Annotated in this window: 21 protein-coding genes; 12 read left to right on the top strand and 9 right to left on the bottom strand. The window is 68.8% G+C overall.

Annotated elements, in window-relative coordinates:
- The first annotated feature begins 2 nt into the window (after positions 1 to 2).
- From AMYHA_RS18195 to AMYHA_RS18185, 3 genes are all read left to right on the top strand, one after another.
- Positions 3 to 2,843 carry a vitamin B12-dependent ribonucleotide reductase gene (locus AMYHA_RS18195; RefSeq protein ID WP_034272897.1) on the top strand — a complete coding sequence of 947 codons (2,841 nt, stop codon included), beginning with the start codon at positions 3 to 5 and terminating at the stop codon, positions 2,841 to 2,843.
- A 181-nt stretch (positions 2,844 to 3,024) separates the two neighbouring features.
- Complete coding sequence (locus AMYHA_RS18190) at positions 3,025 to 3,453, top strand: CBS domain-containing protein (protein ID WP_034272894.1); 429 nt, start codon at positions 3,025 to 3,027, stop codon at positions 3,451 to 3,453.
- Between the two features lie 113 nt (positions 3,454 to 3,566).
- A complete protein-coding gene (locus AMYHA_RS18185; RefSeq protein ID WP_157362231.1) occupies positions 3,567 to 4,679 on the top strand; it encodes a DUF4192 domain-containing protein in 1,113 nt (370 codons plus the stop codon).
- Between the two features lie 50 nt (positions 4,680 to 4,729).
- Here AMYHA_RS18185 and galE read toward each other — a convergent pair whose 3' ends face one another.
- Together galE and AMYHA_RS18175 are read right to left on the bottom strand one after the other, a co-directional pair.
- A complete protein-coding gene (galE, locus tag AMYHA_RS18180) occupies positions 4,730 to 5,704 on the bottom strand; it encodes a UDP-glucose 4-epimerase GalE (RefSeq protein ID WP_407919890.1) in 975 nt (324 codons plus the stop codon).
- Between the two features lie 169 nt (positions 5,705 to 5,873).
- A complete protein-coding gene (locus AMYHA_RS18175) occupies positions 5,874 to 6,572 on the bottom strand; it encodes a metal-dependent transcriptional regulator (RefSeq protein ID WP_034272891.1) in 699 nt (232 codons plus the stop codon).
- 115 nt (positions 6,573 to 6,687) lie between these two features.
- Between AMYHA_RS18175 and AMYHA_RS18170 the strand changes: the two genes are divergently transcribed.
- From AMYHA_RS18170 to AMYHA_RS18155, 4 genes are all read left to right on the top strand, one after another.
- Positions 6,688 to 7,530, top strand: coding sequence for a sulfurtransferase (locus AMYHA_RS18170; protein ID WP_034272888.1), 843 nt, complete (start codon positions 6,688 to 6,690; stop codon positions 7,528 to 7,530).
- A gap of 107 nt (positions 7,531 to 7,637) precedes the next feature.
- Positions 7,638 to 8,819, top strand: coding sequence for an acetoin utilization protein AcuC (locus AMYHA_RS18165; RefSeq protein WP_034272886.1), 1,182 nt, complete (start codon positions 7,638 to 7,640; stop codon positions 8,817 to 8,819).
- 15 nt (positions 8,820 to 8,834) lie between these two features.
- Positions 8,835 to 11,564 carry a bifunctional acetate--CoA ligase family protein/GNAT family N-acetyltransferase gene (locus AMYHA_RS18160; protein ID WP_034272884.1) on the top strand — a complete coding sequence of 910 codons (2,730 nt, stop codon included), beginning with the start codon at positions 8,835 to 8,837 and terminating at the stop codon, positions 11,562 to 11,564.
- Between the two features lie 512 nt (positions 11,565 to 12,076).
- A complete protein-coding gene (locus tag AMYHA_RS18155) occupies positions 12,077 to 12,907 on the top strand; it encodes a M23 family metallopeptidase (RefSeq protein ID WP_231104797.1) in 831 nt (276 codons plus the stop codon).
- Between the two features lie 118 nt (positions 12,908 to 13,025).
- Here AMYHA_RS18155 and AMYHA_RS18150 read toward each other — a convergent pair whose 3' ends face one another.
- Both AMYHA_RS18150 and AMYHA_RS18145 read right to left on the bottom strand, forming a co-directional pair.
- The gene (locus AMYHA_RS18150) at positions 13,026 to 14,684 is read right to left on the bottom strand and encodes a fumarate hydratase (RefSeq protein WP_034272880.1); all 1,659 of its coding nucleotides are present in this window, start codon (positions 14,682 to 14,684) and stop codon (positions 13,026 to 13,028) included.
- A gap of 401 nt (positions 14,685 to 15,085) precedes the next feature.
- A complete protein-coding gene (locus tag AMYHA_RS18145) occupies positions 15,086 to 16,120 on the bottom strand; it encodes a sigma-70 family RNA polymerase sigma factor (RefSeq protein WP_034272878.1) in 1,035 nt (344 codons plus the stop codon).
- Between the two features lie 433 nt (positions 16,121 to 16,553).
- Here AMYHA_RS18145 and AMYHA_RS18140 point away from each other — a divergent pair, with 433 nt between their 5' ends.
- Positions 16,554 to 17,954, top strand: coding sequence for an HNH endonuclease signature motif containing protein (locus tag AMYHA_RS18140; RefSeq protein WP_084037355.1), 1,401 nt, complete (start codon positions 16,554 to 16,556; stop codon positions 17,952 to 17,954).
- Between the two features lie 358 nt (positions 17,955 to 18,312).
- Here the strand turns inward: AMYHA_RS18140 and dtd are convergent, their stop codons facing one another.
- Positions 18,313 to 18,738 (bottom strand): D-aminoacyl-tRNA deacylase, encoded by a 426-nt coding sequence (dtd, locus tag AMYHA_RS18135; protein ID WP_034272876.1) that lies wholly within the window; start codon positions 18,736 to 18,738, stop codon positions 18,313 to 18,315.
- Positions 18,735 to 20,243, bottom strand: coding sequence for a DUF7782 domain-containing protein (locus AMYHA_RS18130; protein ID WP_034272872.1), 1,509 nt, complete (start codon positions 20,241 to 20,243; stop codon positions 18,735 to 18,737). Before AMYHA_RS18130 ends, dtd begins: the two co-directional genes overlap by 4 nt.
- A gap of 122 nt (positions 20,244 to 20,365) precedes the next feature.
- Here AMYHA_RS18130 and AMYHA_RS18125 point away from each other — a divergent pair, with 122 nt between their 5' ends.
- On the top strand, positions 20,366 to 20,692 hold the full coding sequence (locus tag AMYHA_RS18125; protein ID WP_034272869.1) for a DUF3099 domain-containing protein: 327 nt from the start codon (positions 20,366 to 20,368) through the stop codon (positions 20,690 to 20,692).
- Between the two features lie 39 nt (positions 20,693 to 20,731).
- Here AMYHA_RS18125 and AMYHA_RS18120 read toward each other — a convergent pair whose 3' ends face one another.
- Positions 20,732 to 21,331, bottom strand: coding sequence for a hypothetical protein (locus tag AMYHA_RS18120; protein WP_034272867.1), 600 nt, complete (start codon positions 21,329 to 21,331; stop codon positions 20,732 to 20,734).
- Positions 21,328 to 22,116 carry an alpha/beta hydrolase gene (locus tag AMYHA_RS18115; RefSeq protein WP_034272864.1) on the bottom strand — a complete coding sequence of 263 codons (789 nt, stop codon included), beginning with the start codon at positions 22,114 to 22,116 and terminating at the stop codon, positions 21,328 to 21,330. Before AMYHA_RS18115 ends, AMYHA_RS18120 begins: the two co-directional genes overlap by 4 nt.
- A 197-nt stretch (positions 22,117 to 22,313) precedes the next feature.
- On the opposite strand from AMYHA_RS18115, the gene AMYHA_RS18110 reads away from it, so the two are divergent.
- Together AMYHA_RS18110 and AMYHA_RS18105 are read left to right on the top strand one after the other, a co-directional pair.
- On the top strand, positions 22,314 to 23,075 hold the full coding sequence (locus AMYHA_RS18110; protein WP_034272862.1) for a lysophospholipid acyltransferase family protein: 762 nt from the start codon (positions 22,314 to 22,316) through the stop codon (positions 23,073 to 23,075).
- Between the two features lie 48 nt (positions 23,076 to 23,123).
- Positions 23,124 to 23,624 (top strand): polyadenylate-specific 3'-exoribonuclease AS, encoded by a 501-nt coding sequence (locus tag AMYHA_RS18105; RefSeq protein ID WP_034272859.1) that lies wholly within the window; start codon positions 23,124 to 23,126, stop codon positions 23,622 to 23,624.
- On the opposite strand, the gene AMYHA_RS18100 is transcribed toward AMYHA_RS18105, so the two are convergent.
- Positions 23,621 to 24,709 carry a 3-deoxy-7-phosphoheptulonate synthase gene (locus tag AMYHA_RS18100; protein ID WP_034272856.1) on the bottom strand — a complete coding sequence of 363 codons (1,089 nt, stop codon included), beginning with the start codon at positions 24,707 to 24,709 and terminating at the stop codon, positions 23,621 to 23,623. The two genes, AMYHA_RS18105 and AMYHA_RS18100, sit on opposite strands and share 4 nt — an antisense overlap.
- A 333-nt stretch (positions 24,710 to 25,042) precedes the next feature.
- On the opposite strand from AMYHA_RS18100, the gene AMYHA_RS18095 reads away from it, so the two are divergent.
- The gene (locus AMYHA_RS18095; RefSeq protein WP_034277796.1) at positions 25,043 to 26,068 is read left to right on the top strand and encodes a 6-phosphofructokinase; all 1,026 of its coding nucleotides are present in this window, start codon (positions 25,043 to 25,045) and stop codon (positions 26,066 to 26,068) included.
- Positions 26,069 to 26,091: the final 23 nt, after the last annotated feature.

Below are 26,091 nucleotides of genomic sequence, written 5' to 3'. Positions count from 1 at the left end.
GCATGACGGAGACCGTGGGTGTGAAGACCACGTCAGGCAAGAAGCGCAAGGCAGCGAGGGGGCTGACGGTGCGGCGTGTGTTCACCACGGAGGGAGTGCACCCCTATGACGAGGTCACGTGGGAGCAGCGCGATGTCGTGATGACGAACTGGCGAGACGGCTCGATCAACTTCGAGCAGCGTGGCGTCGAGTTCCCCGAGTTCTGGTCGATCAACGCGACCAACATCGTGACCAGCAAGTACTTCCGCGGCGCCGTGGGTACCGAGGCGCGGGAGCGCAGCCTCAAGCAGCTGATCGACCGGGTCGTGAAGACCTACACCCAGGCGGGTATCGAGCACGGCTACTTCGCGACCGACGACGACGCCGAGGTGTTCGAGCACGAGCTGACCTGGATGCTGCTGCACCAGGTGTTCAGCTTTAACTCGCCGGTGTGGTTCAACGTGGGCACCCGGTCGAAGCAGCAGGTCTCGGCCTGCTTCATCCTCTCGGTCGACGACACCATGGAGTCGATCCTGAACTGGTACAAGGAAGAGGGGTTGATCTTCAAGGGCGGCTCCGGTGCTGGCCTGAACCTGTCGCGGATCCGGTCGTCGCGGGAGCTGCTGCACTCCGGTGGCACCGCGTCCGGTCCGGTGTCGTTCATGCGCGGCGCGGATGCGTCGGCTGGCACCATCAAGTCCGGTGGCGCTACCCGTCGCGCGGCCAAGATGGTGGTGCTCGACGTCGACCACCCCGACATCGAGGAGTTCATCCAGACCAAGTCGCGGGAAGAGGTCAAGATCAAGGCGCTGCGGGAGGCCGGGTTCGACATGGACCTCGGTGGCGCTGACATGGCCTCGGTGCAGTACCAGAACGCCAACAACTCGGTGCGCATCACCGACGAGTTCATGCGGGCCGTCGAGTCCGGCACCAAATTCGGACTGCGCGCCCGCACGACCGGTGATGTCGTCGACGAGGTCGACGCCAAGGAGCTGTTCCAGTCGATGGCCAAGGCGGCGTGGGAGTGCGCCGATCCCGGCCTGCAGTACGACGACACCATCAACGACTGGCACACCTGCCCCGAGACGGGCCGCATCACCGCGTCGAACCCGTGCTCGGAGTACATGCACCTGGACAACTCCAGCTGCAACCTGGCGTCGCTGAACCTGATGAAGTTCGTCTCCGACGACGGCACTTTCGACGCCAAGCTGTTCGCCAAGGCGGTCGAGTTCGTCATCACCGCGATGGACATCTCGATCTGCTTCGCCGACTTCCCGACCGAGGCGATCGGCGACACGACACGGAAGTTCCGCCAGCTCGGCATCGGCTACGCCAACCTGGGCGCGCTGCTGATGGCGACCGGCCACGCCTACGACTCGGAGGACGGCCAGTCGCTTGCGGCGGCGATTACCTCGCTGATGACGGGCGTGTCCTACCGGCGCTCGGCCGAACTGGCCGGGGTCGTCGGCCCGTACGAGGGCTACGCCCGCAACGCCGAGGCGCACCAGCGGGTGATGCGCAAGCACGCCGCGGCCAACGACGAGATCCGCGCGCAGCACCCGAACGACAGCGCGGTGCGCAAGCTGGCCACGGAGGAGTGGCAGCGCGGCATTGAGATCGGTAGCAAGAACGGCTGGCGCAACGCGCAGGCCAGCGTGCTGGCGCCCACCGGCACGATCGGCTTCATGATGGACTGCGACACCACCGGCATCGAGCCGGACTTCTCGCTGGTCAAGTTCAAGAAGCTGGTCGGCGGCGGCTCCATGCAGATCGTCAACCAGACGGTGCCGCGTGCGCTGACCTCGCTTGGCTACCAGCAGGAGCAGGTCGAGGCGATCGTCGAGTACATCGCCGAGCACGGCCACGTGATCGACGCGCCTGGCCTGCGGCCGGAGCACTACGAGGTGTTCGACTGCGCCATGGGTGAGCGGGCCATCGCGCCGATGGGACACGTCCGGATGATGGCGGCGGTGCAGCCGTTCCTGTCCGGCGCGATCTCCAAGACGGTGAACATGCCGGAGTCGGCGACCGTCGAGGACGTCGAGGAGATCTACTTCAAGGGCTGGCAGCTCGGCCTCAAGGCGCTGGCGATCTACCGGGACAACTGCAAGGTGGGCCAGCCGCTGTCCACGGGCAAGTCCGACAAGGCGGCGTCGGACTCGGACGAGCCGGAGACGATCGTCGAGTACCGGCCGGTGCGCAAGCGGCTGCCGAAGAAGCGCCCGAGTCAGACGGTGTCGTTCACCGTCGGCGGGGCCGAGGGCTATCTGACCGCGGGCTCGTACCCCGATGACGGGCTGGGCGAGGTCTTCGTCAAGCTCGGCAAGCAGGGTTCGACACTGGCCGGTGTGATGGACGCCTTCGCGACGTCGATATCGGTGGGCCTGCAGTACGGCATTCCGCTGGAGTTCTACGTCAGCAAGTTCCAGAACCTGCGCTTCGAGCCGGCCGGCATGACCGACGACCCGGACGTGCGGTTCGCGACCAGCGTGCTCGACTACCTGTTCCGCAGGCTGGCGCTGGACTACCTGCCCTACGAGAAGCGGGAACAGCTCGGCATCTTCACCGCGGCGGAGCGCTCGGCGGCGCTCGCGGGGGAGGACACCGGTTCCGACGAGAGCGAGGTCGATCTGGACGCGCTGCGCGGCAGCGTCGAGTCCAGCAGTGCCAGCTCGGCGAACGAGCCGGAGACCATCGAGGAGAAGCCGGACCTCACCGGCGCGCACACCACGACGGAGCTGATGGAGCTGCAGCTCGGCAAGGCGGCCGACGCGCCGCTGTGCATGACCTGCGGCACGAAGATGCGGCCGGCTGGCTCCTGCTACGCCTGCGAAGGCTGCGGCGCTACCTCCGGTTGCAGCTGACCGGCGCATCGGGCTAGATCGCTCGCGGGGCCGGGGGTGCCATTACACTGGCATCTCCGGCCCTGAGCTGCGTGAACAGCGATCTGTGCCACCCCGTGACGCTTCTGGTGACTTCCGTGAGCAGCCAAATGCGGGTTAACCTGCTGTGAACCAAGTCACGTGAGTATCGGGAAGGTGTTCGATGCGGATCGCCGATGTACTGCGCAGTAAAGGCACTGAGGTAGCGACGATCGACCCCACGGCCACCGTGGCGGAACTGCTCGCCAGGCTGGCTGAGAACAACATCGGGGCCATGGTCGTGCTGGGGGACGACGGCCTCGTCGGCATCGTGTCCGAGCGGGACATCGTCCGTAGCCTCCACGAACGCGGCGCCGACGCGCTGCGAGCACCGGTCTCCGAGATCATGACCACCGACGTCGCGACATGCACGCCGGACGAGACCGTCGATCATCTCACCGTGCTCATGACCGAACGCAGGATCCGCCACGTACCCGTCATGTTCAACGGGCGGCTCGCCGGCATCGTCAGCATCGGTGACGTCGTCAAGAGCAGGATGAACGAGCTGGAACACGCACAGGAACAGCTCGAGGCCTACATCGTGCAAGGCTGAACCAACCCGGTTCACCGCGCTGGATAGTGCGCCGTGTTATCCACAGTGCGCGCTCATCCACACCCGCTGTATCGGTCTCGTGCCGAGGGGTGCCCGGCAGCACGCTGGTGCGCATGACTCATCACGACAACGACCGCACCGACGGTCGCGACACCAGCACCAACACCACGGCCACCCGCACGCCGGAGATCACCCTCACCGGCGTCGGCGACACGCTCGCGGCGATCCCGCACCTGCTTGGTTTTCATCCGACCGACTCGGTCGTGCTGCTCAGCGGAACCGAACGCGGCACACCCCTGAGTCGCACCCTGCGCGGCGACCTGCCACCAGATCACCTGGTCGACGCGGTGGCACGCCACATCACGGCGTCACTCGCGGACGACGACGTCACCTCGGCGCTGCTCGTGATTGTCGGCGGCCAGGACGGCGGCGCGCAGGGCGGTGATGCCATCAACGACGTGCCGCCGTGTGCCCGGCTGGTCGAGGCGCTGCGTCGCGAACTCGCCGCGCTCGGTGTCACCGAGGTGGCGTCCTATTGGGTGCCGGAGCTGGCCGACGGTGCTCGGTACCGCAGCTACGACGATCCGGCGCGCGTCGGCGTCATGCCCGACCCCGGGAGCAGCCTGCTCGGGGCCGAGTTCGCCAGCAGGGGATACGTGACCTACGGCAGCAGGGCCGAACTCGCGGCCCTGCTGGCGCCGGACAGCGAACCCCTGCTGGCGCGCCGCGCGGAGCTCATCGAGAGCCTACGCGCGGAGGTGACCGAGTCGTGGCCGCAGGCCGCCCGTGTCCTCGCCGTGCGTGCCGCGCTGAGCGCCGCCAACAGCGGAGACCTCGCGTTGTCCGACCGGCAGCTCGCCACGCTGGCGATCGCCCTCGCGGACCTCCAGGTCCGCGACGCCTGCCTGACGACGGCGCTCCCGCCGGACTCCGACCTGGCCGTGGCAGCGGCCGTTCTCTGGGCGGAGCTGACGCGGGCATTGCCCGCGCCGGAACGCGCCATCCCGGCCTGCCTTGCCGGGTACGCCGCCTACATGAGCGGCGACGGTGCGCTGGCCGCGATCGCGTTCGACACGGCGCTCGACGCCGACCCGGACCACGTGCTCGCTGGGCTGCTGGATCGGGCGTTGCGGCACGGCTTCGCGCCGCACCGGCTCCACCAACTGGCGACACACGACGCCGTAGGGCTGTGTGCGGGGGAGTGGTCGCTGGACGCCTCGGCATGAGGCCGCGAGCGTAGGGCGCTGCCGCGCCGTGCCGCTACCGCGCCGTGCCGCTACCGCTGCGCGAACTCCCAGGCGTCGGCGACGATGCCGGTCAGCTCGGCCCGCTCCGGCTTCCACCCCAGCTCCGCCTGTGCGCGGGCGCTGGAGGCCACCAGCACGGCGGGGTCGCCCGCGCGCCGCTGCGCGACGACGGCGGGAATCTCGTGGCCGGTCACCTCGCGGCAGGCATCGATGACCTGCCGCACCGAGAACCCGGTGCCGTTGCCGAGGTTATAGATCGTGTGCTCGCCCGCCGAGGCGTTGGCCAGCGCGAGTAGGTGCGCGTCGGCCAAGTCGACCACGTGGATGTAGTCGCGGACAGCGGTGCCGTCCGGGGTCGGGTAGTCGTCGCCGTAGATCTGCACCTGCGTGCGGTCCCCGGTGGCGACCTGCAGCACGATCGGGATCAGATGCGTCTCGGTGGTGTGCCGCTCGCCGTAGCGGCCGTACGCCCCAGCCACGTTGAAGTAGCGCAGGCTCGCCGCCGCTAGCCCGTGCGCGCGGGCGTAGCTGGTGATGGCGTGGTCGATGGCCAGCTTGGTGGCGCCGTAGGTGTTGGTCGGCTCAGCGGGCGACGACTCGGCGATCGGGGTCTGTTCCGGCTCGCCGTAGGTGGCAGCGGTGGAGGAGAACACCAGCTTCGGGGTGCCGTGGGCGCGCATCGCGTCGAGCAGCCGCAGCGAGGTCAGCACATTGCCGTGCCAGTAGCTACTCGGGTCCTGCATCGACTCGCCGACCAGGGACTTCGCCGCGAAGTGCAGCACACCGTCGAAGCCGTCCGCGAGCAGCGTCCGCGCGACCTCGGCGGCGTCACCCTCGACGAACCGAGCGCCGTCCGGCACGGCGTCACGATGCCCGGTCGACAGGTCATCGACGACGGTCACCTCGTGGCCCGCCTCAAGCAGCCGGGCCGTGCAGACACTGCCGATGTAGCCGGCACCGCCGGTGACCACGAGCTTGTGACGGGTGCCTTCGTTGTCGATCACGATCGTGCCTTTCGCTGCGTAGCTGACCCTCCTGGTCGGCAGACCGTACCGCGCCGAGAGGGCCGTGCGAGGTGCACCCTTCGCTAGCCGCGAGTGGTACCACTCGCGGGGAAATCGCGGCCGCTACCGAACCGGACACCACCGGAACGAACCGGAAATACAGGACCGCTCAGGCGGGGATGGCGAGTACCGCGTGCAGGACCGTGGCGTCCACCTGCAGCGCGTTGCCGTCGCCCGAGATCTCGATGTCCGATGCCCGTGCGTTCGTCGGTTTGACGACGTTCACCGTCCCACCGGGCACGAGCCCGACCGAGCGCAGCCGCGCCATCAGCCCCTCGTCGATCTGCACATGCTCAGCTATCCGCCGGATGTGGGCGGAGCCGCCACCGGAGCGGGCGAACTCGTCGAGGCGCACCAGGCCGGACTCGGCGGGCGGCGCGGGCTCGCCGACGCCCAGCTTGTCCAGGCCGGGGATCGGGTTGCCATACGGTGAGGTCGTCGGGTTCTCCAGGAGCGCGACGAGCTTGCGTTCGACCGCCTCGCTCATGACGTGCTCCCAGCGGCACGCCTCGGCGTGGACGTGCTCCCATTCCAGGCCGATCACATCGACCAGCAGCCGCTCGGCGAGCCGGTGCTTGCGCATCACGGCCACCGCCAGCTCTCTGCCGTGGTCGGTCAGCTGAAGGTGACGGTCGCCAGCGACGATGACCAGCTTGTCGCGTTCCATCCGCGCCACCGTCTGGCTCACGGTGGGCCCGCTCTGCTGCAGTCGTTCCGCGATCCGCGCCCGCAGCGGCACGACACCCTCCTCTTCGAGCTCGAAGATGGTGCGCAGGTACATCTCCGTGGTGTCGATCAGCTCATTCACGGGACACAACCTTTCGTCACGTCTTCATGGTAGTCGTCGGCGCTGCAAAGTACGCATCAGGCAACAACCGGGCGGCGCGCCGGGTTATGCCATGAGATACGGAAGAATCGGCATTATGCATCCGCTCATCAGCACGTCAGAACTCGCCTCACGCCTCACGTCGACGCAACCGCCTGTGGTACTGGACGTGCGCTGGCGGCTGAGCGGCCCTCCCGGATATGAATCATACTCTGAATCACATCTGCCGGGCGCGGTCTTCCTCTCTATCGACGACGATCTCGCCGCCGCGCCGGGGGACGGCGGCAGGCACCCGCTGCCCGATCCCGCCGACCTGCAGCGCACGCTACGCGCGGCCGGAGTGCGCGACGATAGCGTGGTCATCGCCTACGACGACGCCGACGGTTCGATCGCTGCTCGCGCCTGGTGGCTGTTGCGCTGGGCTGGGCACGCGGACGTGGCGGTGCTCGACGGCGGGTTCGCCGCGTGGACCGAGGAGGGCAGGCCGGTCACCGCTGAGGTGCCGGACCCTGAGCCGGGCGACATCACGGTCACGCCGGGCGCGATGCCGGTGCTGGACACCGACGCGGCTGGCGCGCTCGCCAGGGAGGCCGTGCTGCTCGACGCGCGGGCCCCTGAGCGCTACGCGGGCGAGACCGAGCCCGTCGATCCCCGCGCGGGTCACATCCCCGGCGCCGTCAACGCGCCGTTCACCGAGCACCTCGGCGAGAACGGCCGCTGGCTGCCCGCCGATGACCTCGCCGCCCGGTTCGCCGCGCTCGGCGTCACCGGGGAGCGGCCGGTCGGCGCGTACTGCGGTTCCGGGGTGACGGCATCCTCGATCGTGCTCGCGCTGGAGGCAGCCGGACGGCGCGAGCCAGCCGCGCTCTATCCGGGGTCGTGGTCGCAGTGGAGCAGGGATCCGCAACGGCCCGCCGCCACCGGCTCCGAGCCGGGCTGAACGGCCCAGAGCCACGACGACTGAGGCAGCTACGCGGTGACGACTCGGGCCACGCCGGGCGTGCATGGTCCACGGCGAGCCGGGGACCGGCCGGATACCCTGTCACGGTGGCTACCCCGACAGACGCCGCCGTCGTGTGGAACTCGGCGCTGCTGGACTACGACCTCGGCGGATCCCACCCGCTCAACCCCGTCCGGCTGGATCTGACCATCCGGCTCGCCAGCGAGCTCGGTGTGCTGGACGGCGTCTCGCTGCTTGTGCCGGAACAGGCACCGGAGGCCGAGTTGCTGCGCGTGCACAGCCAGGACTACCTCGATGCCGTCAAACGTGCCCCTGGTGAGCCATTCGACGTCGGACATGGACTTGGCACCGACGACAACCCGGTGTTCGAGAACATGCACTCGGCCGCATCGCTGGTGGCAGGCTCCAGCCTGCTCGCCGCGCGGCAGATCGCGTCCGGCGTGACGAAACGGGCGGTCAACATCGCGGGTGGGCTGCACCACGCCATGCGTGACACCGCGGCTGGCTTTTGCATCTACAACGACTGCTCGATCGCGATCTCCTGGCTGCTGGACAACGGCTTCGACCGCATCGCCTACATCGACACCGACGTCCACCACGGCGACGGCGTGCAGGCCGCGTTCTACGACGATCCGAGGGTGCTGACCATCTCCTTGCATCAGCATCCGATGACACTGTGGCCAGGCACCGGGACGCCGAGCGAGACCGGCGGCGACAACGCGCAGGGAGGTTCGGTGAACGTCGCGCTGCCGCCGATGACCTCCGACGCCGGCTGGCTGCGAGCCTTCGACGCCGTGGTGCCCTCACTGCTCGGCGCGTTCCAGCCGCAGCTGCTCGTCACCCAATGCGGCGTCGACACCCACCGCGATGACCCGCTCGCCGACCTCGCGCTCACCGTCGATGGGCACCGCGCCATTTATCAGCGGCTCCGCGACCTCGCCGAACACCACGCCGGGGGGAACTGGCTCGCGCTCGGCGGGGGCGGCTACCAGCTGGTCAAGGTGGTGCCGAGGTCCTGGACGCATCTGCTGGCGACCGCGCTCGGCGCCGACATCGCCCCGGACACGCCGATGCCGCAGGGCTGGCTGCGGGCCGTGCGTGCCGCGGCGCCGCAGCTGGAGCTGCCCCCCACGTTGTCGGACGGCGGCGATCCCACCTGCCAGCCTTGGGGCGGCGACAGCGAGCACCGGGTGGACGAGGCGATTACCAGCACCCGGCGTGCGGTATTCCCGTTGCACGGACTCGATCCTGACGATCCGAGGGACTAGACCGAGGGACTGACCATGACCACCGCACCGAGCGATGCCGGTCCCCGCGACCCACACGACTACCCGCGCCGGTGGGAAGCCGACGTCGTGCTGGCCGACGGCCGCACCGCCCACCTGCGGCCGATCGTGCCCGACGACGCCGACGCCATCGTCGCGTTCCACGGCAAGCTCTCTGACGAGACCCGCTACCTCCGTTATTTCGGTGCGTATCCGAGGATCCCGGAGCGGGACCTGAAGCGGTTCTCGGTCGTCGACCACTACAACCGGGTGGCCTTCGCGGCGCTGCTCGGCGACGAGATCGTCGCCGTCGGCCGTTACGAACGGCTGGACGAGGGCCCGAGCGCCGAGGTCGCGTTCGTCGTGGCCGACGCCCACCAAGGCAGGGGACTCGGCTCGATCCTGCTGGAACACCTCGCCGCGGCGGCCGCCGAGTGCGGCATCGCCCGCTTCGAGGCCGAGGTGCTCGCCGAGAACCGGGCGATGGCGCGGGTGTTCGCCGAGGCCGGTTACCAGGTCAGCAAGGAGCTGGACCACGGGGCGCTGCACCTGGAGTTCGACATCGACCCCACCGAGGAGTCCCTCGCGGTCGCGCGGGCGCGGGAGCAGGCGGCTGAGGCGCGCAGCGTGCACAACCTGCTGCATCCGCGTTCGGTCGCCGTCATCGGCGCGTCGCGCGACCCCGCGAAGATCGGCTACGCGGTACTGACCAACGTCCTCACCGCCGACTTCGCGGGCACCGTGTATCCGGTCAACCCGGCGCACGAGTCGGTGCGCGGCGTGCGGTCCTACCCCTCCGTTGTCGACGTGCCCGGCGAGGTGGACCTCGCGATCGTGGCGGTGCCCGCAGAGCAGGTCTCCGAGGTCCTCGACGGCGCGCTCGCCAAGGGCGTGTCCGCGCTGGTGATCGTCTCGGCCGGTTTCGGCGAGAGCGGACCGCACGGTCTGCACGCCGAGCTGCAGCTGGTCGGTGAGGCGCGGGCGCACGGTATGCGGGTGGTCGGCCCGAACGCGCTCGGTGTGGTCAACACCCACCCGTCGGTGCGGTTCAACGGTTCGCTCGCGCCGCAACTGCCGCCACGCGGCAACACCGGGTTCTTCTGCCAGTCCGGTGCGCTGGGCATCGCGATCCTCGCCGACGCGCGACAGCGCGGGCTCGGGCTGTCGACGTTCGTCTCGGCTGGCAACCGTGCCGACGTCTCCGGCAACGACCTGCTGCAGTACTGGGAGACCGACCCGAACACCGACGTCGTGCTGCTGTATCTGGAGTCGTTCGGCAACCCGCGCAAGTTCGCGCGGCTGGCGCGCAGGCTCGCACGCAGCAAGCCGATCGTCGCGGTGCGTTCCGGGCGGCACGCCGTGCGCAGGGAACTGGCCGCGACCTCGGCCAACGTCGACGAGGCCAGCGTGCAGGCGCTGTTCGAGCAAGCCGGGGTGATCCGGGTGGATTCGCTGGCGCAGCTGTTCGACACCGCGCTGTTGCTGGCGAACCAGCCGCTGCCGGAAGGACCCAGCGTGGCCATCGTCGGCAACTCGGCGGCGATCGGCGCGCTGGCCGCCGACACCGCGATGGCCCATGGCCTCACGCTGGCGTTCGACCCGGTCGACGTCGGAGCGCAGACCGGCCCTGAGGAGTTCGCCGCGGCCGTCCGCGACGCGCTGCACGATCCGGACGTCGACGCGCTGGTGGTGGTGTTCGTGCCGCCGCTGGCGATCGCGGGCACCACCTACGCCCGCGCGGTGCGCGAGGTCGCGAACGTTGCCGCGCAGCACGCCGCGAAGCCGATCGTGTCGACGTTTCTCGCGGTGGAAGGCGTGCCGGAGGAGTTGGCCGTTCCCGCGGAGGACGGCACGCCCACGCTGGGTTCGATCCCGTCCTACCCGAGCCCGGAGCGGGCGGTCACGGCGCTGGCGCGGGTGATCCGCTACGCGGCGTGGCGGCAGCGCCCGACCGGATCGTACGTGCGCCCGGACGGGCTGCACCCTGAGCACGCTGGGCAGGTCGTGCATACCGCGCTGCGGAGCCCGGCCAGCTCCGACGACGCTGACGACATCTACCACTGGCTGACTGACGCCGAGTGCCAGGAGCTACTGAACTGCTACGGCATTGACGTGGTGCCGTACGAGCGGGTCGCCTCGGCCGATGACGCTGTCGCAGCCGCTGAGCGGCTTGGTTACCCGGTCGCGGTGAAGTCGGTGGACCAGCGGCTCAGCAGGCGCCCCGACCTGTCCGGCTCCCGGCTCGACCTGCTCAGCGAGGACGGGGTGCGAAGCGCGCATGCCGACCTGCTGGAGATGTCCGGGGTGCCAGAGGTGTACGTGCAGCGCATGGGGCCGAGGGGGAGTTCCTGCGCGATCGCGCTGCAGGACGACCCGTCGTTCGGCTCGCTGGTCTCGTTCGGGCTGTCCGGCGTGCTGGGCGACCTGATCGGGGACAGGGCCTACCGGGCGGTGCCGCTCACCGACACTGACGCGGCCGATCTGGTGCGCGAACCAAGGATGGCGCCGCTGCTCGCGGGCTACACCGGCGACGAGCCGGCCGACCTCGGCGCGTTGTCCGACTTGGTCCTGCGGGTCGCCGCGTTGTCCGAGGACATCCCCGAGGTGCGTGCGCTGGAGCTGGACCCGGTGATCGCGACCCCGGACGGCGCCACGGTCATCGGCGCTCGCATCGCGGTGGGGGAGCCGCCCTCACGGCCGGACAGCGGGCCGCGCAGGCTGCGTTCCATCGACGAACCGGTCGAGTAGCTCAACCTTCCGGGCGACGGGAGTGCGTCGCGCGCCACACCCGCGGCATGACGTCCGTCACATCACGCAACCTTTCCGGCGTGTCGGTTTGAGTGCCGTGGTGGGCTACCTGGGGTAGTCGATCACCCTGCGTGTGCAACGCTCCATTCGCGACGGTATCGCGATCGCCGTCCACACGGGAGTTCCGATTTCGGTGCCGTGTCAAGCGAATCTCGCGATGTCGACCGCCTGTCCTGGGTGAGGGCGATGGGTCGCGACGGTGGGCGCCACTGTCGCGCCGCGCCGAGCCGGAAGTCATCGTGACCAGGGCGAATGTCGTTACACCTCACTCGAAACGGTGTGAGCGCCGTCATGGTGGAGGTTTGCCGCCCCTGATCGCACACGGTTACCGTCGCTCGGCACGTCACGGTTCGGTCACGACATGGGCACGGTCGTCGTTATGCGGCGCTCGGTCCACCGGGATCCCCCGCCCGGTGTCGAGTCCGGACCTCCCCGAGACGGAAGGCAGCAGCATGCCCGCGACACCCCCCGACGGTGACAGACAGTCCCCGGCGCCGCAGGCCAGTGAAGGCCAGCACGCGGACGCCGGGGCCCCCGCTCGCTCGAAGCTCCTACCGCCGCACCGCCAGCTGATGGCGGCACTGCTGGCCGCCAGCGCCCTCGTGCCGTTCAGCCAGCCCGCTGAGGCGCGGGAACAGCCGGTGTCGGAGCAAGGCAGCGTGGCGTTGAAGGCGTTCGTGGCGCAGCCGGAGCGCCCCAGGTCGCTCTCCCCGGGTCCGGTGGATCCGTACACCGAGATCGCCGAGATCAAGAGCGTCGCCATGGCCGAAGAGGAGCGGCAGGAGCGCAAGGCCGAACGCCGGGCCGCGAAGGCCAAAGCTAAGGCGAAGGCCGAAGCGAAGCGCAAGGCCGCCGAGCGCGCCAAGAAGCGCGCCGCCGAGCGTGCCGCGGCGCGGCCGGACTTCGTACGGCCCGCGGTCGGCAGGCTGACATCGGGCTTCGGCGCCCGGTGGGGCACGACCCACACCGGCATCGACATCGCCAACGCCATCGGCACGCCGATCGTCGCCGTCGCGGACGGCACCGTGATCGAGGCAGGCCCGGCGAGTGGCTTCGGGCTGTGGGTGAAGGTGCGTCACGACGACGGCACGGTGACCGTGTACGGCCACATGAACGAGATCACCGCCGGGGCCGGGCAGCGCGTCCGTGCGGGGCAGCAGATCGCCACCATCGGCAACCGTGGCTACTCGACGGGCCCGCACCTGCACTTCGAGGTCTGGGTGGACGGCGGCACCAAGGTCGACCCGCTGGGCTGGCTCGCCGCGCGCGGCGTGTCGGTGTAGGCACGCGCCCGATTCCTTCTGGCGGCCTTCGCCGGGGAGCTTGCGCGAATGGTTCCGGTTAACGCACGTGTTGTCCGGTTTCCTGCGCAAGAACCCCGGCGAAGCCGCGCATCTAGCGTCAGCGGAACGAAATCTGCAGCACCGGCTCCGACGTTGCCGCAACGTCACTGAAGAAGTCGTTGCCCTTGTCGTCGACGACGATGAAGGCGGGGAAGTCCTCCACCTCGATCTTCCAGATGGCTTCCATGCCCAGTTCGGGGTACTCCAGCACCTCGACCTTCTTGATGCAGTCCTGCGCGAGCCGGGCGGCCGGGCCGCCGATCGAGCCGAGGTAGAACCCGCCGTGCTGCTCACACGACGCGGCGACCTGCTTGGAGCGGTTGCCTTTGGCCAGCATCACCATTGAGCCGCCCTTGGCCTGGAACTGCGCCACATAGGAGTCCATCCGTCCCGCCGTCGTGGGGCCGAACGAGCCGGAGGCGTAGCCATCCGGGGTCTTGGCCGGACCCGCGTAGTACACCGGGTGGTCCTTGAGGTACTGCGGCATCTCCTCGCCCGCGTCGAGCCGTTCCGCGATCTTCGCGTGCGCGATGTCGCGGGCGACGACCAGTGGTCCGGTCAGCGAGAGCCGCGTCTTCACCGGCAGCTGCGTGAGCGTCGCGCGGATCTCATCCATCGGGCGGGTGAGGTCGATCTGCACGACCTCGTCGGAGAGATCCTCGTCGGTGACCTCCGGCAGGAACCGTGCCGGGTCGCGCTCCAACTGCTCGATGAACACACCCTCCGGGGTGATCTTCGCCTTGGCCTGCCGGTCGGCCGAACAGGACACCGCGACACCGACAGGGCAGGACGCGCCGTGCCGGGGCAGCCGGATGACGCGGACGTCGTGGCAGAAGTACTTGCCGCCGAACTGCGCGCCGATGCCGAACTGCCGGGTCATCTCCAGCACCTGCTGCTCCAGCTCGACGTCGCGGAAGGCGTGGCCGGCAGGGGAGCCCTCGCGCGGCAGTTCGTCCAGGTAGCGGGCGGAGGCGAGCTTGGCGACCTTGAGGTTGTACTCGGCCGACATGCCGCCGACGACGATGGCGAGGTGATACGGCGGGCAGGCGGCGGTGCCGAGGCTGCGCAGCTTCTCGTCAAGGAACCCGGCGAGGCGCTTCGGGTTCAGCACCGCCTTGGTCTCCTGGTAGAGGAACGTCTTGTTCGCGCTGCCGCCGCCCTTGGCCATGAACAGGAACTCGTAGGACGGTTCCTCGCCCGGCTTGTGGTACAGCTCGATCTGCGCGGGCAGGTTGGTGCCAGTGTTCTTCTCGTCCCAGAAGGTCAGCGGCGCCATCTGCGAGTAGCGCAGGTTCAACTCCTGGTAGGCGTCGTAAATGCCGCGCGCCAGCGCTCGCTCGTCGTCGCCGCCGGTCAACACCTGCTCGGTGCGCTTGCCGATGACGATCGCGGTGCCGGTGTCCTGGCACATCGGCAGCACCCCTCCCGCCGAGATGGCGGCGTTGCGCAGCAGGTCCATGGCGACGAACCGGTCGTTGCCGCTGGCCTCGGGGTCGTCGACGATCGACCGCAGCTGCGCGAGGTGCGAGCCGCGCAGCAGGTGCTGGATGTCGGTGATCGCGGTTCTCGCGAGCCGGGTCAGGGCCTCCGGCTCGACTTCGAGGAACGTGCGGCCCGCCGCTTCGACGACGCGCACGCCCTCATCGCTGATCAGGCGGTACTCGGTGGTGGTGTCCTTGCCAAGTGGCAGGACGTCGCTGTACTCGAAGGTGGTCACGGCTGAGCTGGCTCCCTCTGCGCTCCGTCTCGGGTGGCTCAGACCGTACCGCGCGCCACGATGAGACGTCGGTGACCACCCGGTGCCGGTGTGAGCCAGGACGGTGTTCTCGGCCAGCACGGCTCCGGTAGTCGGAAGGCCGGGCCCACCCCGACGGGCCCGACCTTCCGGGGAACGCGGCAGGCAGTCGTGCCCAACCACGAAGACCTACCTGTACCGGAGGCGACGCTGCCGTACCGCCTACAGACCGTGCCGTGATCGCGGCCACAAGTCAACGGCCGATCGGGTTCCGCATGTGCTCGGAGCGTAATCAGCCCCTGTCGGAGCGCAGTCAGCTGGGCACGGCGCAGCGGGCGGGAACGGCGTCAGTTCACGCGTGAGTTCTCGGTCTCGCGGCGGTGTCAGCTCGCGTAGGCACGCAGCCGGTCGGCGCGCTCACCCTGCCGGAGCTTGGCCATGACCTCACGCTCGATCTGGCGGACCCGTTCCCGGGACAGCCCGAAGTGCCGCCCGATCTGGTCGAGTGTGCGCGGCTGACCGTCGTCGATGCCGTAGCGCAGCCGGATCACATGCTGCTCGCGTTCCTCCAGCGTGCCGAGCACCCGGCGCAGGTCGTCCTGCAGGATGCCGGAGATCACAGCGTTCTCCGCGTCGGTCGCCTCGGAGTCCTCGATGAAGTCGCCCAGCGGGGCATCTTCCTCGGTGCCGACCGGCATGTCGAGGCTGACCGGATCGCGAGCGTGGTCGAGCAGCTTGGCGATCTTCGCCTCGGGGATGCCGGACTCCTCGGCCAGTTCCGCGTGCGTGGCCTCCCTGCCGTACTGCTGGTGCATGTCACGCTTGATCCTGCTGAGCTTGTTGACCTGCTCGACAAGGTGCACTGGCAGCCGGATGGTGCGACCCTGATCCGCCATGCCGCGCGTGATCGCCTGCCGGATCCACCAGGTCGCATAGGTGGAGAACTTGAAGCCCTTGGTGTAGTCGAACTTCTCCACCGCGCGGATGAGACCCAGGTTGCCCTCCTGGATCAGGTCGAGCAGCGGCATGCCGCGGCCGGTGTAGCGCTTGGCCAGCGACACGACGAGCCGCAGGTTGGCTTCCAGCAGATGGTTCTTGGCGCGGTGCCCATCGCGGACCAGCGCGGCGAGCTCGGAACGCCGCTTGCGGGACAGTCCCTCTTCGGTGTCCAGCATGTGCTGCGCGAACACCCCTGCCTCGATCCGCTTGGCGAGGTCGACCTCGTCCGCCGCGGTGAGTAGTGCCGTCTTGCCGATGCCGTTCAGGTATACGCGCACGAGGTCGGCTGCTGGGCCCTGCGCATCGAGATCGGCTTCGTGCTGCGGACTCGGTTGGATTGGCACGACCGTAGACACGTCGGTCGCGTCAGCCTCGATAGGCGTGTCGCGAGTCTCGCGGTCGAGAGTCTTCACGGACATGCTCAGCCTCCCCTTGCACCCTGGCAACAGGCGTGGACGGACACCCCGCCCTACGGTCCGGCCGCCTCAAGTGCCGGACACCTTGAACAACGTTGCCATCGCTGTATTCGTTCCCGGAGGGAATAAGTTTTCTCATTGAGTTCCCGGGGACACCCTCAACCAAACCTTAAGTTTTGCTGAGAGTGCTGGTCGCGGCGGGAAGATTCGCGCAGTGCGGACCTTCGCCCAGGTCAGTGGCCACCTTTTCACTGTCCGTGACGGCGATGGCGCGCGCCGGGTTCGTCCGATGTCTTGGTGGTGTGAGAGCGGTTGGCAGCCATGGTGTGACGCCGATCCGAGTTGGCCGTGATCTGTCTGTGATTGGGCGTTGATGGCGCGATAGGTCAACGTGTGATGCTTGACACATGTCGAACGTGTGTTCTAACATTGGTGTATGGGGACTTCCACTGACCTTCTTGTTCGCCCCGGCACTGATTGGTCTCGGGCTGATCAGGGCGAGCTGGTTGGCTCGTTGCGGGAGTTGGAGTCGCTGATGCGTCGTGTGCAGGCGGCGCAAGGGGAGATTCTGGCGGAGGTGCAGTCGCGGGGTCCGTATCCGTGTTTCGGGTATGGCAGCGTGGAAGCGCTACTGAAGGATGTCGTGCAGTGCACCCGCGCGGATGGGCGTATGCGTGTGCGTCGCGCGTTGGCCTGCCATGATTATTCTGAGGGCACGCAGCGGGTGCCGGCGACGGCGCCGGCGACGCGGGAGGCGTTCGCCCGCGGTGATATCAACACCGCCCATGTCGATTCCATCGTGAAAACCTTGGCTGAGATGCCGGGTGCGGTGCCGGATGAGGACCGCAAGGTCTACGAGAAGATCCTGGTGGAGCTCGCGGCGGAACCGTCGCACCCGAGTGCGGTCACCAAGGCTGGGCGGCATCTGCTGCAACGGTTGGAGCAGGAGTATCTTCAGCCGGATCCGCCGTTGCCGGAGCGTCCGGAGCGGGAGTTGCGGTGGTCCTGGAGCCTCGATGGGCGGCTGCATGTCAAGGGCATCCTCGACGCGGTATCCGGTGCTCAGCTGGAGAAACTCCTCTCGCCATTGGCGAAGCCGCGTCCCGGTGAGGATGGTGAACGCGATCGACGCAGCGTGGAGCAACGCAACGGCGATGCTTTCGCGGAGTTACTGGACTTTGCGCAGCGGGCGGCGAAGCTGCCCACCGAAGCGGGTGAGAAGACCGCGCTCATGGTCACCGTGGGCCTCAACGACCTCCGCGGCCATAGGTGTGACTGCGATGCTGCCGCCGCGACGCACCCAGGCGATCGCGACACCGCTGAAGACCACCATGCCGACCCAAACGGTGAGAGCGGCGGTCTTCGTGACCGGGTTAATGCCCTCGTCGGTCGGGAGTTGCCGCTGCTGAACGGTGAGATCCCGATCGGTGTCGATGAAGCTCGCCGGCTCGCGTGTGATGCTCGGATCATCCCGGCGGTGCTGGGTAGCGACGGTGAAGTCCTCGACCTCGGGCGGGAACAACGCCTGGCGAGCACAGCTCAGCGTCGGGCACTGGTGTTGCGGGATAAGGGGTGTGTCTTTCCGGGGTGTACTCGTCCGGCGCACTGGTCCGAGGTGCACCACCGTCGGGAGTGGTACGAGCACAACGGGCCGACGGACCTCGATAACTTGGTGCTGCTCTGCGGCATGCATCACCGCCTCATCCACGCCAGCGACTGGACCATCCGCATGACGGCAGACGGCAAACCCGAATGCATACCGCCAAAATGGCTCGACCCGAGTCAACGGCCCCGACGAAATACCGCCTTCGCCCCATTCCCGGTCGACAGCGGTTGATCCGGGAGTCTGTAGCCGTCGCACACGGGGAGTTACTGCCGCGCGTGATCGAGTTCGACCAACGACCACTGGCCGGAGCCATCGCCATGCACTGTGCACGTGTAGTCGAAGCGGACGACCGTCCCGACGTTGTTCGTCATGGCTACTGTCCCGGACACCCACGGTGGTGAGGTTTCCGATAGCCAGCAACGCCAGCCCGATCAAGGCCAAGCCGGACCATCCCCAGCGGGTCGCAGCAGGGGAGAATTCGCCCGTCGCGCTATCGGTCATCATCGGCACCTCCACTCGGAGATCGATATGACCGATTGGCCCGTTACTCGCAGCGGTAATCAGCTGGGTGGGTGCGAGCCGTCGGGTGTCACACCTCGACGAGCACGGTGAAAGGTCCGTCGTTGACGCTGTGCAGCCGCATCATCGCACCGAATCGCCCCGTTTCGACCGTCGCGCCCCTAGTACGCAGTTCGGTAACCACCGCGTCGATCAGCGGCTCGGCGTGCTCGGGCCGGGCGGCTGCCGTCCAGGATGGGCGCCTGCCCTTGCGGGTGTCGCCGTACAGCGTGAACTGGCTGACGACCAGCAGGGGAGCGTTCACCGACGCGCAGGACTCCTCATCGCGCAGGAGTCGCAGCTCGTGCAACTTGCGGGCCATGCGCGGCACCTGCTCGTCGGTGTCCGCAGCGCTGATGCCGAGTAACACGAGCAGACCCTGCTCGGCGATCTCGCCGACAACCTCGTCATCGACGGTCACCCTCGCCTCGGTGACCCTGGTGACGACAGCCCTCATGTGGCTGTCTCGTCGGCGGGCATCAGCATCCCGTGCCGGACCAGCTCCCGCACCACCGGCAGTGCCGCCTCGGTCAGCGCGTCGATCGGCTCCCCGTGCGCCGCCGCGAGCAGGCCGAGCAGATCCGACAGCGGCAGCGCGCCCCTGCAACCCGCAAGCAGCGCCGTGACCAGCTCGTCCACCTCGTGCTGCCAGCCGGGGCCGTCGGTGCGGTGCAGCCTGCGGATCGTCGGCTGCCAGCCCTCGTCGTCCGGCGCGGAGATCTGCTCCAACACCACGGAGTCCGGCACCAGGAACCGTTCCGCCAGCAGGTCAGGGTGCTCGCGAAGCCAGCTCACCCGGTCCAGCCATGCCGCGGCCTCGTCGCCGAGCGGGTCGTCGTAGGCCTGGCGCATGTCCTCGCACAGCACCGTGGGGTTGTCGACGTCGCTGCGGCGCAGCGTGACGAACCCGAAGCCGACGCCGTCCACCTTGTTCTCGGCGAACCAGTCCAGCCAGGTCGCGGCCTGCTCGCGCCCCAGCGGCGAGCGGGGGTCGATGCCCGCGTCGCGCAGCCAGGTGCCGACGTACAGGCCGGGGTCGGCGATGTCGCGCTGCACGAACCAGGCGTCGACGCCGGGCGGCACCCAGCCGCTCACCCGCTCGATCCAGTCTTCGCCGTCGCGGTGCAGCCACGATGCGAGCACGTGCCCGGTGCCGCCGGGCTCGAGGAAACCGGGAAGCTGCCGCACCACGAGTGCGCTGGCGTCGTCGCCGCCCAGCCCGGAGTCGCGGTAGGTGAAGTCGACCCGCGCCGGACCCACCACGAACGGTGGGTTGCACACGATCTGATCGAACCGCCTGCGCGCGACTGGGGCGAACCACTCGCCGTTGGCCAGCTCGATGTCCAGGCCGTTGAGGGCGAACGTGGCCGCAGCGAGGGCCAGCGCGCGCTCCGAGACGTCGGTCGCGGTCACCCGTTCGGCGTGCCTGCTGCCGTGTAGCGCCTGCACCCCGTTGCCGGTGCCCATGTCGAGCAGTGTCCCCACCGGGCGCCTGCTCGTCGCGCGGACCAGGCTCATCGACGCCTGCCCGATGCCGAGTACGTGATCGGTCGACAGCTCGTGGTCGAGCCAGCGGCGGTGCTCCGGCTCAAGGTCTGAGATCACCCACCAGGAGCCGCCGTCGTCGTCGCCGTGCGGGCGGACGTCGAACCCGGCGCGGATCGCCTCGCCCGCGCCGCGCAGCAGCCCGGTGCTGAGCGCGTCGTCGATGCAGACCGGCGCGATGGCCGCGGCTGCGTCCGCCGCGGGTTCGGCGGCACCGAGCAGGAACAGCCGGATCACCGTGCCAAGTTCGCCAGCGTCCTGGCTGGCCTGATACGCCAGCTCCGGTTCGTCCCTGGTCAGCGCGGCGTGCGCGGGCCCACCGATGGTGGTGAGCACCCCGTCCGCGTCATACCCGGTGCGCAGGAATGCCTCGCGCAGCCGTGCGCAGAAGTCAGGAGAGAAGTACGGCGCAGTCACGGCTGTTTATCGTGCCAGTGTGATGGGCATCCCGCCGCACAGGTACCCCGCGATCCGGCTCTCGGTAGCTGGAGTTAGCCAGCGTAGGGTGGGGATGGAGCAGCGAGCGGAGGTGGCATGCGATGAGCTCGTCGGGCAACGGCGGTACCGCCCATGGTGACCCGGTGTTGATCACGGCCGCCGCTCGCTCGTACGACGACCAGCATGCCGACCGCAAGCGCAAGTACATGATCATGATGGGCTTGCGGTTCCCGTGCCTGATCCTGGCCGGGATCTTTTACCAGACCTGGTGGCTGGCGCTCGCGTTCATCGTGTTGTCCGTGCCGCTGCCGTGGATCGCCGTGCTTATCGCCAACGACCGGCCGCCGCGCAAGTCGGAGAAGGTCAACCGTTACGAGCGCCCCGCACGGGCGCTGGAAGCCCGCGAGCACCGCGTGATCGACGGCTAGCAGCGCCGAGTTCAAGGCTGGGTCGAGCCAGCCGAGGGCCTACACCTGCGCGCCGTTGTCCGGATCGGCACCGGGCGGGCGGTTGTCGTCGCGGGCGTGCAGCAGGAGGAACCCGAGTCCCGCGGCGAGCGAGAGCATGCCGAGCGGCGTCGCCACCGTCACCCCGATGCCGATGATGTGCGGTGCGATCAGCAGCACCAGCCCGACCACGACGAACAACGCCACGATGCCCATGCTGCGGCTCGGTTTCGGCAGCGGTGGCGGCTCCGGCGGCACGAAGTGCTCGTCGTCATCGTCGGCGGTGGGGTCCGAATCGGACAGCATCGTCTCGTCCCAGCCGACCTCGCTGGCGCGCCAGTCGCTGGTAGCGGGACGCGGACGGGCGTGCTCATCTCCCGCCCGGTCATCATTCCGGTCGGTGCGGCCGTCGTGGCGCTCGGTGTCGGTGTCGAGCCAGTTCCCGGCATCGCGGTCGGGGTCCGTGTCGTGCTGGTCATCCGCCTCGGTGGATGAGCGCGCGTCGCGGCGGTCCGTGTCGATGCGCGCGCCGACGCCCTCGGCCCTGAGGTCGGCGACGATCTCGCCGAAGATCGCGTCGACGTCGTCCTGGCCGTTGGGGTCCTTACCGGTCCTGCTCATGTCGCGCCCAGTTCGGTGGCTGGCGTGTCGGTCTTGCCTTCATGTATACGCTTCGCGAACGCCAGACTGCGCTCGAATATTTCCGGCGCGTCGTGGTCGAGCGTCGCGACGTGATAGCTGCGGTGCAGCTCCACCTCGGTGATGTCGGTGCTGGCGACCCCCGACGCCACGATACGTGCGTTTTCCGGCTCGACGACGTGATCGACCCGCGAGCGAAGCAGCAGCACCGGTTGGCGCACCAGGTGCAGGTCGGCGCGCACCAGCCGCCACAGCTCGGCGAGGCTGGCGGCGGCGCGCAGCGGCACCCGCGTGTAGCTCAGCTCGGCAGCGTCTGGCTTGGCGATGTCGCCGCCGACCCCGGGGATCGACGGCCACAGCCGGGAGAGCACCGGCAGCAGCTTGGCGTCCTTGCGCCGCGTCATCACCGATGGGTTGACCAGCGTGATGCCGGAGATCGCGTCGCCGAACTCTTGCGCGAGCCGCAGGGTCAGCGTGCCGCCCATCGACTGCCCGAACACGAACACCGAGGAGCACGACGCCAGCAGCGAGGTGGTCTCGTCGCGCACGCAGGTGTACCAGTCCTGCCAGGTGGTGCGGTTCATCTCCTGCCAGGTGGTGCCGTGCCCAGGGAGCCGGGGCCCGCGCACGGTCAGTCCGGCGTCGGCGAGGAACTCGCCCCACGGCCGCATGCTGGCCGGGGTGCCAGTGAAACCGTGACACAACAGCACGCCGATCTCAGACGAGCCGGAGTGCGTGAACGGCTCAGCGCCGGGCAGAACTGGCATACCGGACTCCGTCTCTCGCGGTGCGCTGCTGTGGTTCCATGGTCGCACGGACCACACGTGTGAGGGTGCCGCCCTCGCGGGGTATCCCAGGTGTGAGATCGGTCGCGAGGGTGCCGTGATTGGCTCGCTCACATTGTGCCCGCACCACGCGGGTTCGTAATCTGATCTCGCCGTGAAAGCAAGGAAGTGGGTGTGTAGTGCTCTATTGGACCTTGAAGTACGTCCTCCTGGGTCCGCTTCTGAAGCTTTTCTGGCCGACCAAGGTCACCGGCCTCGACAACATCCCGAAGACCGGTGGCGCGATCCTGGCGAGCAACCACCTCGCCGTCGTCGACTCGTTCTTCCTGCCGACACATGTCAAGCGCCGCATCGTGTTCCTCGCCAAGAGCGAGTACTTCACCGAACCCGGTATCAAGGGGAAGCTGAAGAAGTGGTTCTTCGCGGGCACCGGTCAGTACCCGGTTGACCGTTCTGGCGGGTCAGCCGGGCAGGCCGCGCTGAACACCGGCGTGCGGCTGCTGCGGGAAGGCAACCTGCTCGGCGTGTATCCAGAGGGCACCCGGTCGCCGGATGGCAGGCTGCACAAGGGCAAGACCGGCATCGCGCGGATGGCGCTGCAGGCACAGGTGCCGGTCATCCCGGTCGCGATGGTCGGCACCGAGAAGGTCAACCCGATCGGCTCCAAGATGTGGTGGCCGAAGCGGATCGAGATCCACATCGGCACGCCGCTCGACTTCTCCCGCTACGACGGCCTCGCGGGGGATCGGTTCGTCGAGCGTTCCATCGCCGACGAGGTGATGTACAACCTGATGGAACTCTCCGGGCAGGAGTACGTCGACATCTACGCCGCTCGCGCCAAGGAGCTCGCCGACGCCGAGCGCGCGGGAACCCCGGTCGCGGTGCCGAGGCAGGAGCAGGCGCGCGACGCCGCTCGTACCCCGGAGACCGAAGCGAGCTGAGCCGCCCCCCATCCCGCTGGTGATGGTGACTCTTCGTAAGGTTGGCCAGTGCGATTCTTCTACGACACCGAGTTCATCGAGGACGGCAGGACGATCGACCTGGTGTCCATCGGCGTCGTTGACGAACGTGGCCGCGAGTTCTATGCGGTGTCCACCGAGTTCGACCCGGACCGTGCTGGCCCGTGGGTGCGCGAGCACGTGCTGCCGCAGCTGCCGTCCCCGAGCGACAAGGCGTGGCGCAGCAGGGAGCGGATCAGGCAGGACCTGCTTGAGTTCATCGGCAAGCCGTACGGCGGGGTGCAGCTCTGGGCCTGGTTCGCCGCCTACGACCATGTCGCGCTCGCGCAGCTGTGGGGCGCGATGCCCGCACTGCCGCGCCAGCTGCCCCGGTTCACCCGCGACCTGCGGCAACGCTGGGAGGACCTGGGTAAGCCGGAGTTGCCGCCGCCGCCCGCGAACGCGCATGACGCGCTCGCGGACGCGCGGCACAACCTCGCCCGGTGGCAGGCGCTCGAACAGGTACGCCGCAGGCGCGGCCTGCCCGGCTAGCGCCGCACACGCACGGCGGCCGCCAGCTGGTCGAGCAGCGTGCTGGTGGTGTCCCAGTCCATGCAGGCGTCGGTGATGCTGCGGCCGTAGTCCAGCTCGTCGCGCTTGCCGAGGGTGAGATCCTGGCGGCCCGCCGCGAGGAAGCTCTCCAGCATGACGCCGGTGATGCCGCGTTCGCCCTCGGCGACGCGCTCGGCGATCTCGCCAGTGAGTTCGGCCTGCCGGACGTGGTCCTTGCCGCTGTTGCCATGGCTGGCGTCGATGATCACTCGTTCCGGCAGCCCGGCCTTGGTCAGCCGCGCGAGGGTGTCCGCGACGGTGGTGGCGTCGTGATTCGGACCGGACGCGCTGCCGCGCAGGATGACGTGGCAGTCGGCGTTGCCGGACGTCGTCAGCAGCGCGGCGAGACCGTCGTCATTGATGCCGGGGAAGACGTGGCTCGCCGCCGCCGCGCGGGTGGCGTCCACGGCGACCTGGACGTCGCCCTCGGTGGAGTTCTTGATGCCGATCGGCATGGACAGCCCGCTGCACAGCTGCCGGTGCACCTGGCTGGCCGCGGTGCGGGCGCCGATGGAACCCCAGCTGACGGCATCGGCGATGAACTGCGGGGTGATCGGGTCGAGGAACTCGCAGCCGACAGGCAGGCCGATCTCGGAGATGTCCAGCAGGAGCTTGCGGGCGATGCGCAGGCCCCGGTTCACGGCGAAGCTGCCGTCGAGATCGGGGTCGTTGATCAAGCCCTTCCACCCGAGCGTGGTGCGCGGCTTCTCGAAGTACACCCGCATCACGACGTGCAGGTCGTCGCGGAGCCGCTCGGCCTGCGCGGCGAGCGTGCGCGCGTAATCGATGGCGGCGTCCGGATCGTGCACCGAGCACGGCCCGACCACGACAAGCAGCCGGTCGTCGTCGCCGTTCAGCACGTTGACGGTGTCAGTGCGGCCCTGGCTCACGGTCTTGGCGGCGGCGGGCGCCAGTGGGAACTCCTGGCGCAGCAGCGCGGGCGACAGCAACGGGCTGACGCCAGTGACACGTTGATTGTGCAGCTCGATCGTGGATGCGTCGCCTCTGCCTGCGGTGGGCGGCATGGTCACTTCCTTTCTCCAAGCCGCCCCGGACGCCCGAGCCGGCTTGTTGTTCCGGCTCGGGGTGAGAGGTCAGCGCATGGTTCGGCTGCCGCGCCCACCCAGGGCCGGCTCGCTAAACCAGAAATAACGCTGCATAGCGAACACCGTAACAGCTCCCGGTGAGCGCCACTGTCGGGATGTTGCGGTTCGCATCGGGGTGGCTGCACCGATCCAGTTGTCGTGACTAGGCTGAACCCTGGCGGTGTGAGACCCGGCACAGGCGCAGCCGCGTCCGCACTGTGAGACACCTGAGACATCACTGTGAGCGCCACGACCTGGGACTCGGAGGACTTCATGCGTGTTGGCTTGCTGACCGGCGGCGGTGACTGCCCTGGACTGAACGCCGTGATCAGGGCGGTGGTGCGCAAGGGAATCGAAGTGCACGACTGGGACCTTGTCGGCTTCCGCAGCGGCTGGCAGGGGCCGATGACCGGCGACAGCAGGCCGCTCGGGCTCGACGACGTCGAGGACATCCTCGACCGAGGCGGCACCATCCTCGGCTCGTCGCGCACCAACCCGTACAAAGAGGACGGCGGCGCTGAGGCGATCAAGAAAACGCTCGCCGAGGAGAGCGTCGACGCGCTGGTCGCCATCGGTGGGGAGGACACCCTCGGCGTGGCGAACCGGCTCGGCGAGGACGGCGTGAACGTCGTCGGCGTGCCGAAGACCATCGACAACGACTTGGACGCCACCGACTACACGTTCGGCTTCGACACCGCGGTCCACATCGCAACCGAGGCCATCGACCGGCTACGCACCACGGCGGAGTCGCACCACCGCGCGCTGGTCGTCGAGGTGATGGGCAGGCACGCGGGCTGGATCGCGCTGCACTCCGGTCTCGCTGGCGGCGCGAATGTGATCTTGGTCCCCGAGCGGGAGTTCGATGTCGAGCAGGTCGTCGAGTGGGTGGAGCGCCGGTTCGAGCGCATGTACGCGCCGATCATCGTGGTCGCGGAGGGCGCGGTGCCGGTCGGCGGCGCGGAAGTGCTGCACTCCGGGGAGCGGGACGCCTTCGGGCACGTCCGGCTCGGCGGCGTCGGCCAGTGGCTCGCCGAGGAGATCGCGGATCGCACCGGCAAGGAGTCTCGCGCGGTCGTGCTCGGCCACACCCAGCGCGGCGGCACGCCGACCGCCTACGACCGAGTGCTGGCGACCCGGTTCGGGCTGCAGGCCGTCGACGCGGTAGCCGAGGGCGACTTCGGTGCCATGGTGGCGTTGCGCGGCACCGATATCGTCCGGGTGAAGCTCGCCGACGCCACCGCCAAGCTCAAGACGGTGCCGGAGGATCGCTACACCGAGGCCCAGGTGTTCTTCGGCTAGGGCGGCTAGGGCACCGCCCATCC

This window comes from Haloechinothrix halophila YIM 93223, assembly GCF_000504245.1.
In the GTDB taxonomy this organism is placed as follows: domain Bacteria; phylum Actinomycetota; class Actinomycetes; order Mycobacteriales; family Pseudonocardiaceae; genus Haloechinothrix_A; species Haloechinothrix_A halophila.
This window is presented reverse-complemented; position numbering and strand designations above follow the sequence as displayed.

What these genes read in the sequence shown, in the direction of transcription:
- AMYHA_RS18115 (WP_034272864.1), bottom strand. Translation starts at nt 22,116, where the DNA reads ATGCCAGTTCTGCCCGGCGCTGAGCCGTTCACGCACTCCGGCTCGTCT.
- AMYHA_RS18160 (WP_034272884.1), top strand. Translation starts at nt 8,835, where the DNA reads ATGACCACCGCACCGAGCGATGCCGGTCCCCGCGACCCACACGACTAC.
- AMYHA_RS18195 (WP_034272897.1), top strand. Translation starts at nt 3, where the DNA reads ATGACGGAGACCGTGGGTGTGAAGACCACGTCAGGCAAGAAGCGCAAG.
- AMYHA_RS18125 (WP_034272869.1), top strand. Translation starts at nt 20,366, where the DNA reads ATGAGCTCGTCGGGCAACGGCGGTACCGCCCATGGTGACCCGGTGTTG.
- AMYHA_RS18145 (WP_034272878.1), bottom strand. Translation starts at nt 16,120, where the DNA reads ATGTCCGTGAAGACTCTCGACCGCGAGACTCGCGACACGCCTATCGAG.
- AMYHA_RS18185 (WP_157362231.1), top strand. Translation starts at nt 3,567, where the DNA reads ATGACTCATCACGACAACGACCGCACCGACGGTCGCGACACCAGCACC.
- AMYHA_RS18190 (WP_034272894.1), top strand. Translation starts at nt 3,025, where the DNA reads ATGCGGATCGCCGATGTACTGCGCAGTAAAGGCACTGAGGTAGCGACG.
- AMYHA_RS18100 (WP_034272856.1), bottom strand. Translation starts at nt 24,709, where the DNA reads ATGCCGCCCACCGCAGGCAGAGGCGACGCATCCACGATCGAGCTGCAC.
- AMYHA_RS18155 (WP_231104797.1), top strand. Translation starts at nt 12,077, where the DNA reads ATGCCCGCGACACCCCCCGACGGTGACAGACAGTCCCCGGCGCCGCAG.
- dtd (WP_034272876.1), bottom strand. Translation starts at nt 18,738, where the DNA reads ATGAGGGCTGTCGTCACCAGGGTCACCGAGGCGAGGGTGACCGTCGAT.
- AMYHA_RS18095 (WP_034277796.1), top strand. Translation starts at nt 25,043, where the DNA reads ATGCGTGTTGGCTTGCTGACCGGCGGCGGTGACTGCCCTGGACTGAAC.
- AMYHA_RS18170 (WP_034272888.1), top strand. Translation starts at nt 6,688, where the DNA reads ATGCATCCGCTCATCAGCACGTCAGAACTCGCCTCACGCCTCACGTCG.
- AMYHA_RS18140 (WP_084037355.1), top strand. Translation starts at nt 16,554, where the DNA reads ATGGGGACTTCCACTGACCTTCTTGTTCGCCCCGGCACTGATTGGTCT.
- AMYHA_RS18120 (WP_034272867.1), bottom strand. Translation starts at nt 21,331, where the DNA reads ATGAGCAGGACCGGTAAGGACCCCAACGGCCAGGACGACGTCGACGCG.